Origin of the sequence: Tardiphaga sp. (assembly GCF_028290785.1) — a bacterium.
Classification (GTDB): domain Bacteria; phylum Pseudomonadota; class Alphaproteobacteria; order Rhizobiales; family Xanthobacteraceae; genus Tardiphaga.
Genome location: NZ_JAQGJD010000161.1, coordinates 1 through 11,086 on the forward strand (window position 1 = coordinate 1; position 11,086 = coordinate 11,086).

The following is an 11,086-nucleotide window of genomic DNA, read 5'->3' on the forward strand; positions in this document are numbered from 1 at the left end:
CTACGGCCGCGACGTGCTGGCGCGCATTCTCTATGGCGGTCGCATCTCGCTGCTGATCGGCCTCGGCGCCGCCGGCATCAGCATCGCCATCGGCCTGCTGATCGGTCTGGTCGCCGGCTTCTTCAAATGGGTCGACGCGGTGCTGATGCGGGTGATGGACGGCCTGATGGCGATGCCCAGCGTGCTGCTGGCGATTGCCGTGGTGTCGCTGTCCGGCGCGAGTCTCACCACCGTGATGATCGCGATCACGATTCCGGAAATTCCCCGTGTTGCGCGGCTGGTGCGCTCCGTCGTGCTGTCGGCGCGCGAAGAACCCTACGTGGAAGCCGCGATCTCGCTCGGCACCAGCCTGCCGAAGATCATGTACCGGCACCTGATGCCCAACACCGTGGCGCCGCTGATCGTCCAGGGCACCTACATCGCGGCGTCGGCGATCCTCACCGAAGCGATCCTGTCGTTCCTCGGCGCCGGCATCAGCCCGGAGACGCCGACCTGGGGCAACATCATGGCCGAGGGCCGTGCCTTCTTCCAGGTCAAGCCGTCGCTGATCTTCTGGCCCGGCCTGCTGCTGTCGATCGCGATCCTGTCCGTCAACCTGATCGGCGACGCGGCGCGCGATGCGCTCGATCCCCGCATGAAGCAGCGCGAGGGCGGCAAGTGAACGATCAAGTGAACGAGCTCATGAACGATCAACTGAACCAGCAGCTCGGTAAGGCGGTGAATACCAACCCGCTGGTGCTCGAAATCGAGAACCTCGTGGTCGGCGTCGGCAAGAACGGCGGCGGCAAGAAGATCATCGACGGCATCTCGCTGCAGGTCCGCCAGGGCGAGACGCTGTGCGTGGTCGGCGAGAGCGGCTCCGGCAAGTCGGTGACGTCGCTGGCGACGATGGGGCTGTTGCCAAAGGATTCGCTGAAGGCGATCGGCGGCAGCATCAAGCTCGCCGGCGAGGATACGTTGCAGGCGAGCGATCGCCGGCTGCGCCAGTTGCGCGCCACCACCATGGCGATGATCTTCCAGGAGCCGATGACGGCGCTCAATCCCGTCGTCCCGGTCGGCAACCAGATCGACGAGGTGCTGCGCACCCACACCGACCTGAATGCCACGGCGCGCCGCAAGCGCATCCTCGACATGATGGAGCAGGTCCGCCTGCCCGACGTGACGCGGATCTTCAAGTCCTTTCCGCATCGCCTGTCCGGCGGCCAACGCCAGCGCATCATGATCGCGATGGCACTGGTGCTGGAGCCCAAGCTGTTGATCGCCGACGAGCCGACCACCGCGCTCGACGTCACTACGCAGAAGCAGATCCTGTCCCTGATGCGCGACCTGCAGCGGGACCACGGCACCGCGGTGCTGTTCATCACCCACGACATGGGCGTGGTCGCCGAGATCGCCGACCGCGTCGCGGTGATGCGTCATGGCCGGCTGGTGGAAACCGGCACGCTCGACGGCATCCTGCGCAGCCCCACCGAGGAATATACCCGCAACCTGCTCAAGGCCGTGCCGAGCCTGGTGCCGCGCGCGCCGCGTGCGGAGCAAAGCTTCGTGCCGGTGGTGCTGGAAGCCAACGAACTCGGCAAGGTCTATCGCGAGCGCTCGTTCTTCGGCAAAGCCCGTGAAGTCGCTGCCGCCGCCGACGTCACGCTGACGCTGCGCAAGGGCCGCACGCTCGGCATCGTCGGCGAGAGCGGCTCCGGCAAGTCCACCGTGGCGCGCTGCCTCGTGCGGCTGATCGATCCCACCTCCGGCGGCATCCGCCTTGCCGGCCGCGAGATTTCCGACCTGTCGCGCCACACGCTGCGGCCGCATCGCAAGAAGATCCAGATCATCTTCCAGGATCCCTACCGCTCGCTCAATCCGCGCATCACCGTCGGCGAGTCCATCGCCGAAGGCCCGATCAATTACGGCGTCAGCCACAAAGTCGCAATGGCCAAGGCGCGCGAACTGCTGGAGCTGGTCGGCCTGCCCGCCGATGCGGTGAACCGCTATCCGCACCAGTTCTCCGGCGGTCAGCGCCAGCGCATCGCCATCGCCCGCGCGCTGGCACTTGAGCCCGACGTGCTGGTGGCCGACGAAGCCTGCTCGGCGCTCGACGTTTCCGTTCAGGCGCAGGTGCTGGAGCTCCTCGACGAGATCCAGACCCGGCTCGGCATCGCCATCCTGTTCATCACCCACGACCTGCGCGTCGCCGCGCAGATCTGCGATGACGTCGCCGTGATGCAGAACGGTCGCGTGGTCGAACAGGGCCCCGCCGGCGAAGTCCTCACAAATCCGCAACAGGCCTATACCCGCCAGCTGCTTGACGCGGCGCCCGGACGGGGATGGGATTTCGCCAACTTCCGGCCGGTCGCGCGCGAGTCGCTGGCCGCGATCTAACCTCTCACTGTCGTCATTGCGAGGAGCGAAGCGACGCGGCAATCCAGAGCCACAAGCTCGGCAAGAACTGGATTGCTTCGTCGCAAGGGCTCCTCGCAATGACGGTTGTGAGATTCGTCGATAACCGCGGCTCCGCGTTCCGCGCATAGAATAGAGTTCTCATGACCCGTATCGCTGTCGGCGGCTTCCTGCACGAGACCAATACCTTCGCCCCGACCAAGGCCACCTATGAGGCCTTCGTGCATGGCGGCGGCTGGCCGTCGATGACGCATGGCGCCGAGGTGCTGAAGGTCATGCGCGGCATCAATGTCGGGCTCGCTGGCTTCATCGAGGAAGCCGAAGCGAAGGGCTGGGAGTTGATCCCGACGGTCGCCTGCGGCGCCAGCCCGTCAGCGCATGTGACGAAGGATGCGTTCGAACGCATCGTCACCGAGATGATCGACGGCATCCAGGCGGCGCTGCCGCTCGATGCGGTCTATCTCGACCTGCACGGCGCCATGGTCACCGAACATCTCGACGACGGCGAGGCTGAGATCGCCAAGCGCGTCCGCGCGGTGATCGGCCCCAACCTGCCCTTCGTCATCAGCCTCGACCTGCACGGCAACATCTCGCCCGAACTGGTCGAAGACACCGACGCGCTGATCGCCTATCGCACCTATCCGCATATCGACATGGCCGATACCGGCCGCGCCAGCGCGCGCCACATGGAATTGCTGCTGGCCGGACAGAAATTTGCAAAAGCATTCCGGCAATTGCCGTTCCTGATCCCGATCAGCTGGCAGTGCACCAACGACCAGCCGACCAAGGGCATCTACGAAATGCTGTCCGCGCTCGAAGACGATCAGGTCCCGACGCTGTCGTTCTGCCCGGGCTTTCCGGCCGCCGACTTTCCGCATTGCGGGCCGAGCGTGTTTGCCTATGGCGTCACCCAGGCCGATGCCGACGCCGCGGCCGATACGATCGTGAAGCTGGTCAGCGGCCACGAAGATGATTTCGACGGCAGGATCTACACGCCCGACGAAGGCGTGCTGGCGGCGATGGCATTGGCGCGCGGTGCCTCAAAGCCGATCGTGATCGCCGACACCCAGGACAATCCCGGCGCCGGCGGCGATTCCGATACCACGGGCATGCTGGCCGCTTTGGTGCGTAACCACGCCACCAAGGCCTCGATCGGTGTGATCTACGATCCTCTATCGGCGAAGGCCGCGCATGCCGCAGGCGAAGGCGCCACCGTGACGCTGTCGCTCGGCGGCAAGTCGGGCATATCGGGCGACGCGCCGTATGAAGCGAGCTTCCTGGTCGAGAAACTGTCGGACGGCAAGTTCGTCGCCGGCGGCCCGTACTACGGCGGTCGCGACATGGACATGGGGCCGTCGGCCTGCCTACGCATCGACGACGTCCGCGTCGTGATCTCCTCGCACAAGGCGCAGCTCGCCGACCAGGCGATGTACCGCTTCGTCGGCATCGAGCCGACCACGGAATCCATCCTGGTCAACAAGAGCTCGGTACACTTTCGCGCCGACTTCGAACCGATCGCCGAGAAGCTTCTGATCTGCGCCGCGCCCGGCGCGATGCCGGCGGACACTTCGGTACTCCCATGGACGCGGTTGCGCCCCGGCATCCGTCTCAAGCCCAACGGCGAGCCTTTTACGCCTCAGACCGCCTCGCCTGCGCTTGCGCCTGCGCCATGATAGCCGCAAGTGCACCGTTTGTTACTTGCCCCGGACGCGATGCAATACGAAGTATTGCTTCGCAGGGCCGGGGCCGTTGCGGGCGACAGAGTTTGATACGGTCCCGGCTCTGCGCGGCAGCGTTTCACGCTGCAGCGTCCGGGACAAGTAAGGAAGATTTTCGACGCTCTCTGAAGTAAGGAATAATCCATGCCCACCCTCGACCATATCGAAGCTTTCGCCGACGAACTCACCGCGATCCGCCGCGACATCCATGCCCACCCGGAAATCGGCTTCGAGGAAGTCCGCACCTCCGGCATCGTCGCCGAGAAGCTTAAGAGCTGGGGCGTGGAGGTGCATCGCGGCCTCGGCACCACCGGCGTGGTCGGCGTGCTCAAGGGCAAGGGCAGCGGCACCAAGAAAATTGGTTTGCGCGCCGACATGGACGCGCTGCCGATGGAAGAGAACACCAACCTGAAATGGCGTTCGACGATTCCCGGCCGCTTCCACGGCTGCGGCCATGACGGCCACACCACCATGCTGCTCGGCACCGCGCGCTATCTCGCCGAGACCCGCAACTTCGACGGCACCGTGCACTTCATCTTCCAGCCCGCCGAGGAAGGCCTCGGCGGCGCCCGCGCCATGATCAAGGACGGGCTGTTCACGCAGTTTCCCTGCGACGAGATCTACGGCCTGCACAACGCGCCGAACCTGAACCTCGGCGAGATCGCGATCTTCCCGGGGCCGGCCATGGCTGCCGCGGATTTCTTCGATATCGTCATCACCGGCTACGGCGGGCATGGCGCGCGGCCGGAAAAGTCCAAGGATCCCGTGGTGATCGCGATGACGCTGGGCCAGGCGCTGCAGAGCATTGTCAGCCGCAACGTCAGTCCGCTGCAGGCCGCGGTGCTGTCGATCACCCAGATCCACTCCGGCTCGGCCTACAACGTCATTCCCGATGATGCCCGACTGTGCGGCACCATCCGCACCTTCGATGAAAAGGTGCGGATGCAGATCCGCGAACGGATGCGCGCGATGGCCGCCGGCATGGCGACCGCCTTCGATGTCGAGATCGAGGTCGATATCCGCGACGGCTTCAGCGTGCTGGTCAATCAGGAGGAGCAATCGAAGGCGATCGAGGCCGTCGCCCGCACCGTGGTCGGCGACGCCAACGTCCTGACCCAGGTCAGGCCGCTGATGGGCTCCGAAGATTTCGCCGACATGCTGCACGCGGTGCCCGGCGCGTATTTCTGGGTCGGCCATGACGGCTCGGTGCCGGTGCACAATCCCGGCTATGTGCTCGACGACAAGATCCTGCCGATCGGCGCCAGCATGTTCGCCCGCATCATCGAGACCCGCCTGCCGGTGGCCGCTCATGGCTGATGGTGTCGCGAAAGTGGCAACCGCGCTGCATGACCTCTCCGCGGTCGAGATGATCGCTGGGTTTCGTGCGAAAGACTTTTCGCCGAGCGAAGTGCTCGACGACGTGCTCGCGCACGTCGCCGTCTGGGAGCCGCATATCAAGGCGACCTACGCCTTCGATCCCGAAGGCGCCCACGCCGTGGCGCGGGCGTCGAGCCTGCGCTGGCAGCGCGGCAATCCGATCGGCCCGCTCGACGGCGTGCCGACCACGGTGAAGGAAAACATCGCCACCAGGGGCGTGCCGGTGCCGCTCGGCACCGCCGCCGCCACGCTGGTGCCGGCGGCCGTCGATGCACCGCCCGCGGCGCGATTGCGCGAGGCCGGCGCGGTGATCTTCTCGAAAACCACGATGCCGGACTACGGCATGCTGTCGTCGGGCGCGTCCTCGTTCCATCCCCTCACCCGCAACCCCTGGGATCTCACGCAGAACCCCGGCGGCTCCAGCGCGGGTGCGGGCGCCGCCGCTGCGGCAGGCTACGGCCCGCTGCATGTCGGCACCGACATCGGCGGTTCGGTACGGCTGCCCGCCGCGTGGTGCGGCCTCGCGACGCTGAAGCCGAGCCTCGGCCGTATTCCGATCGAGCCGTTTTATGTCGGCCGCGTCGCCGGTCCGATGACACGTACCGTCGATGATACCGCGCTGATGATGAGCGTGCTGTCGCAGCCGGACTCCCGCGACGGCATGAGCCTGCCGCCGGCCAACATCGACTGGACCGATCTGTCCGGCTTCTCGCTGAAAGGCCTGCGCATCGGGCTGACGCTCGATCTCGATTTCGGTCTGCCGCTCGACAAGGAAGTCCGCGACGTCACGCTGGCCGCTGCGCGCGCCTTCGAAGCCGAAGGCGCCACCATCGTCGAAGTGCCGTGGGTGATGGGCGGCGAGCATCTGAGCGGGCTCGACAACTTCTGGCGCGCGCGCTCCTGGGACGACATTTCGAAATTGCCGGCCGAGACGCAGCGCAAAATCCTGCCCTTCATCTTCACATGGGCCGAAAGCGGCGCGAACCTGACAGGCGCCGACGTCATCAGAGGGTTCAACGCCACCATGGCGATCCGCACCGCGACGGCCAAGCTGTTCGCCAATGTGGACTACGTGATCTCGCCGACCGCGCCGATCGTCAGCTATCCCGCTGAATCGGCGGCACCGACCGACGACGCGCTGCGGACGCTCGAACATATCGGCTATACCGTACCGTGGAATATGGCGGAAAATCCCGCGGCTTCCGTCAATGGCGGCTTCAGCGCCAGGGGCTTTCCGATCGGCGTGCAGATCGCCGGCCGCCGCTTCGACGACATCGGCGTGCTGAAAATGGCGAAGGCGTTCGAGGGCCTGCGCGGCCCGCAACTGCCGTGGCCGAAGCCGCCGACGATATAGCAACACCGGACCCTCCCCGTCATTGCGAGGTCAGGGAAAGCCAATTGGCTTTCCCCTTAGCGAAGCGACGCGGCAATCCAGAAGCCACCAACTCGGCAAGAACTGGATTGCTTCGTCGCAAGAGCTCCTTGCAATGACGAACGCAAAATGCGGGTGATGGGTTTCGCAAGCGCTCAACCCATCCTACAATCGGCCCTGTCAAAAATAAAAAGACACAGGGAAGAACCAGCATGGCCTACGAGACCATTCTCTATGACGTCGCCGAGCAGATCCTCACCATCACGCTGAACCGGCCCGAGAAACTCAACGCCTACAACGCCACCATGCAGGCCGAGCTGATCGCCGCGTTCGATGCGGCGGATGCCGACGACAATGTCCGCGCCATCATCGTCACCGGCGCCGGCCGCGGTTTTTGCGCCGGCGCGGATCTGTCGGGCGGCGCCGATACGTTCGATCGCGACGCCCGTCGCGGCCCGGTGAAGCGGCTCGCCAGTGGCGCGGTCGACTACAGCGATCCCCTGGTGCGCGACGGCGGCGGCCAGGTGACGCTGCGGATCTTCAAGTGCCTGAAGCCAGTGATCGCCGCGGTCAACGGCCCCGCTGTCGGCATCGGCGCCACCATGCAGCTAGCCATGGATATCCGCATCGCCTCGGAGAACGCCCGCTTCGGCTTCGTGTTCTCGCAGCGTGGCATCGTGCCGGAAGCCGCGTCGAGCTGGTTCCTGCCGCGCCTCGTCGGCATTTCGCAGGCGCTGGAGTGGTGCTTCTCCGGCCGCGTGTTTCCCGCCGCGGAGGCATTGAAGGGCCGGCTGGTCAGCCAGGTGGTCGCGCCGGACGATCTGCTGCCGACGGCGCGCGCGCTGGCCCGCACGTTTATCGACAAGACCGCGCCGGTGTCCGTCGCGCTGATCCGCCAGATGATGTGGCGCATGATGGGCGCCGACGATCCGATGGAAGCCCACAAGATCGACTCGCGCGGCATTTACGCGCGCGGCCGTTCCGAGGATGTGAAGGAAGGCGTGGTCGCGTTCCTGGAGAAGCGTCCGGCAGAGTTCAAGAACAAGGTCAGCACGGACATGCCGGACTACTTCCCGTGGTGGGACGAGCGGGAATACAAGTAACGAGAACGCCAGTGGCATCCCTCCCCCGCGTCTTCGCGTGGGGAGGGTCGGCCGAACGGACGACGATGCATCGCATCGTCGGGAGTGGAGGCCGGGGTGGGGGCGCCCCATACGCGACTTTCAATGTTGCGCCATCCCCCACCCGACCGGCCTTCGGCCGGCCACCCTCCCCACCGCGAAGACGCGGGGGGAGGGAAAAAGGCCATCACATCATCAACGCCACCCGCCCGATCGCCTTGCGATCCATCAGCAGCCGCATCGCGCTCGCGACTTCCGCCATCGGCAATCGGTGCGATACATTCGGCCGGATCATTCCCGCCTCCGCCCACGCGAGCAACGCCTCGATCCGCGCCTTGCCCAATGCCGGATCGCGCCGCGCCGCTTCGCCGGCGCGGACGCCGAGTACGCTGGCGCCCTTGATCAGCACCAGGTTGGTCTTCGCCACGCCGATGCCGCCGGTGAAGCCGATCACCAGCAATCGCGCACCCCAATTGATGCAGCGCAGGCTCTGCTCGAACACCTCGCCGCCGACCGGATCGAACACCACATCGACGCCACGACCGTCGGTGAGGCGCTTGACGGCATCGCGAAACGGCTCGGCCCCGTAGCGCACGCCATGATCGGCGCCGCGCGCGAGCGCCACCGCGAGCTTCGCTTCGCTCGATGCCGCGGCGATCACCGTGGCGCCGAGCAGTTTGCCGAGCTCGACGGCAGCCAGCCCCACGCCGCCGCCGGCGCCATGCACCAGCAGCACTTCGCCGGGCCTGATCCGCGCGCGGTCCACCAGCGCATGATAGGCGGTGCCATGCGCGGCCAGGAACGTTGCGCCTTCGGCATAGTCGAAGGTCGATGGCAAAGGTGTCAGTTGCGACGGCGTGACGACGACCTCATCGGCATAGCCGCCATGGCGCAGTTTGATGATGACGCGATCGCCGACCTTGACGCCTTGCACATCGCCGGCGATCTCGCTGACGTCGCCGGCCGCTTCCATGCCCGGCGTGAACGGCAGCTCCGGCTTGAGCTGATACTCGCCGGCGGCCATCAGGATGTCCGGAAAGTTAATACCCGCGGCGCGGACCGCGACGCGGACCTGCCCCGTCTGCAGCGGCAGCGACGCGAACTCCTCGATGCGCAAATCCTCGGGCGGGCCCAGCGCCCGGCACACCACCGCTCTCGGCATCAGGCCGCGCTCCCGGCGCTTGCTGCGCCTGCGCGGCGGCGCTGCAGCGCCTCGCGGATCAGCGGCAGGCGATCGTTGCCGAAATACATGTCGGTCTTATCGATATAGATGGTGGGCGAACCATACCCACCGCGCGCGATCACCTCGTCGGTATTGGCCCTGAGCCGGTCCTTGACGGCCTGCTGGACGATAGCCGCGAAGAACTTGTCGGGATCGACGCCGACACGCTGGCAGATATCGTGCAGGACCGCATCCATCGAAATATCGAGATCGTTGCCCCAATAGGCCTCGAACACCGCGCGGGCAAACGGCACCATATCCTTGCCGAGCCAGATACAGCCCCGCATCGCCTTCACGCTGTTCACCGGAAACACGCGCGGCGGCATCCTGATCTCCAGATCTGCCGAGCGCGCCCAGTCGGCGAGGTCCTTCTTCATGTAGCGCGCCTTCGCCGGCACCGGCGTCTCGCGCGAAGCATAGACGCTGGGATTGGTCGAATTGAAGATGCCGCCGACCAGGATCGGCCGCCACGAAATCTCGGCGCCAAACTCCTTCGCCAGCGGCTGGATGTTGTGGAAGGCGAGATAGGTCCACGGGCTGGAGCAGTCGAAGAAGAATTCGATCATGGCGGTTCCTCGCGATGCTGATTTTCAGCTTTGTTGGTCTCTGGTCCCGTCACCCTGAGGTGTCGCCGCGAAGCGGCGGCCTCGAAGGGCGACGGAGGTCGAGCACTCATCCTTCGAGGCTCGCAAGCGCTCGCGCCTCAGGATGACGGCGGAGCTTGTTGCTGCTGCGCATGCGCCGGCGCGTCGACGCCGAACATGATTTTTCGCGCCTGCTCGTCCATCGGCTTCTTCTCTTGCTTGCCCACCGCGAGCCCCGCCTGCAACGCCGGCCGCGCGCGCAGTTGGGCGTACCAGCGCTTGACGTTCGGAAACTCGTCCAGCGTCAGGCCCTGCGCCTTGTGGGTCATGATCCAGGGAAAGCACGCCATGTCGGCGATGGAATAATCGCCGGCGATGTAGTCGCGGCCTTCGAGATGGGCGTCGAGCACGCCGTACAGGCGCTTGGCCTCGCGCATGTAGCGATCGATCGCATAGGGAATCTTCTCGGGCGCATACAGCAAAAAATGGCCGTTCTGGCCGAGCATCGGGCCGAGCCCGCCCATCTGCCACATCAGCCATTGCATGACATCGAAGCGTCCGCGCAAATCCGAGGGCATAAAGCGCCCGGACTTTTCCGCGAGATAGATCAGGATCGCGCCGCTCTCGAAGATCGACACCGCCGCGCCGCCATCGGTTGGCGCGTGATCGACGATGGCCGGCATCCGGCCGTTCGGACTGAGTTTCAAAAATTCCGGCTTGAGCTGGTCGCCGCGGCCGAGCTGCATCGGGATCACCGTGTACGGCAACCCGCACTCCTCCAGCATGATCGAGATTTTCCAGCCGTTCGGCGTCGGCGCGTAATGCAGGTCGATCATGGTTTCCTCTTCTGTTTTTCTGCGATCCTAGTCCTCCATTCCCGCCTCGCCAATGGCTATACGCGCCGCCACGGACATGGCAGATAGACGCCCACAATCAGAAACCACGAGGATGCGCCATGCTGTTCCCGACCACGATCGCCGGCTCGCTGCCTAAGCCGGAATGGCTGGCCGAGCCCAACAAATTGTGGCCGACCTGGCGTTCCCAGGGCGACGAGCTCGCGCGCGCCAAGCGCGACGCCACGCTGCTCGCGGTCAAGGTGCAGGAAGACGCCGGGATCGACATCGTCACCGAAGGCGAGCAGGCGCGGCAGCATTTCGTCCATGGCTTTCTCGAGAAGGTCGATGGCATCGACTTCGCCCACAAGGTCGAGATGGGCATCCGCAAGGACCGCTACAAAGCCATGGTGCCGCAGGTGATCGCGCCATTGCAGCTCAAGGGCCGCGTCCACGCCTTCGAGG

9 protein-coding genes and 1 pseudogene are annotated in these 11,086 nt (G+C 65.6%); 7 read left to right on the plus strand and 3 right to left on the minus strand.

Translation table 11 applies throughout. The features are described from left to right. The 6 genes from JWR89_RS09470 to JWR89_RS09495 all read left to right on the plus strand — a co-directional run. A partial coding sequence (locus tag JWR89_RS09470) for an ABC transporter permease (protein WP_299714799.1) occupies positions 1 to 661 on the plus strand: 661 nt, incomplete at its 5' end. Between the two features lie 20 nt (positions 662 to 681). Next, positions 682 to 2,376: an ABC transporter ATP-binding protein gene (locus tag JWR89_RS09475; RefSeq protein WP_299714802.1), complete on the plus strand. Its 1,695-nt coding sequence runs from the start codon at positions 682 to 684 to the stop codon at positions 2,374 to 2,376. Between the two features lie 161 nt (positions 2,377 to 2,537). Beyond that, complete coding sequence (locus JWR89_RS09480) at positions 2,538 to 4,067, plus strand: M81 family metallopeptidase (protein WP_299714804.1); 1,530 nt, start codon at positions 2,538 to 2,540, stop codon at positions 4,065 to 4,067. A gap of 189 nt (positions 4,068 to 4,256) precedes the next feature. Continuing rightward, the gene (locus JWR89_RS09485) at positions 4,257 to 5,429 is read left to right on the plus strand and encodes a M20 aminoacylase family protein (RefSeq protein WP_299714807.1); all 1,173 of its coding nucleotides are present in this window, start codon (positions 4,257 to 4,259) and stop codon (positions 5,427 to 5,429) included. Next, positions 5,422 to 6,843: an amidase gene (locus JWR89_RS09490; protein ID WP_299714810.1), complete on the plus strand. Its 1,422-nt coding sequence runs from the start codon at positions 5,422 to 5,424 to the stop codon at positions 6,841 to 6,843. The genes JWR89_RS09485 and JWR89_RS09490 overlap by 8 nt, the downstream gene beginning before the upstream one ends. A 230-nt stretch (positions 6,844 to 7,073) precedes the next feature. Further along, positions 7,074 to 7,964 (plus strand): crotonase/enoyl-CoA hydratase family protein, encoded by an 891-nt coding sequence (locus JWR89_RS09495; RefSeq protein ID WP_299714813.1) that lies wholly within the window; start codon positions 7,074 to 7,076, stop codon positions 7,962 to 7,964. Between the two features lie 205 nt (positions 7,965 to 8,169). Here the strand turns inward: JWR89_RS09495 and JWR89_RS09500 are convergent, their stop codons facing one another. The 3 genes from JWR89_RS09500 to JWR89_RS09510 all read right to left on the minus strand — a co-directional run bounded on the left by JWR89_RS09500 (position 8,170) and on the right by JWR89_RS09510 (position 10,624). Next, positions 8,170 to 9,144: an NADPH:quinone oxidoreductase family protein gene (locus JWR89_RS09500; protein WP_299714816.1), complete on the minus strand. Its 975-nt coding sequence runs from the start codon at positions 9,142 to 9,144 to the stop codon at positions 8,170 to 8,172. Beyond that, positions 9,144 to 9,770 (minus strand): 2-hydroxychromene-2-carboxylate isomerase, encoded by a 627-nt coding sequence (locus tag JWR89_RS09505; RefSeq protein WP_299714819.1) that lies wholly within the window; start codon positions 9,768 to 9,770, stop codon positions 9,144 to 9,146. The genes JWR89_RS09500 and JWR89_RS09505 overlap by 1 nt, the downstream gene beginning before the upstream one ends. Before the next feature lie 137 nt (positions 9,771 to 9,907). After that, positions 9,908 to 10,624 carry a glutathione binding-like protein gene (locus JWR89_RS09510; RefSeq protein ID WP_299714822.1) on the minus strand — a complete coding sequence of 239 codons (717 nt, stop codon included), beginning with the start codon at positions 10,622 to 10,624 and terminating at the stop codon, positions 9,908 to 9,910. Between the two features lie 119 nt (positions 10,625 to 10,743). Between JWR89_RS09510 and JWR89_RS09515 the strand changes: the two are divergent. Next, positions 10,744 to 11,086: pseudogene (locus tag JWR89_RS09515) on the plus strand (methionine synthase); the annotation flags it as partial.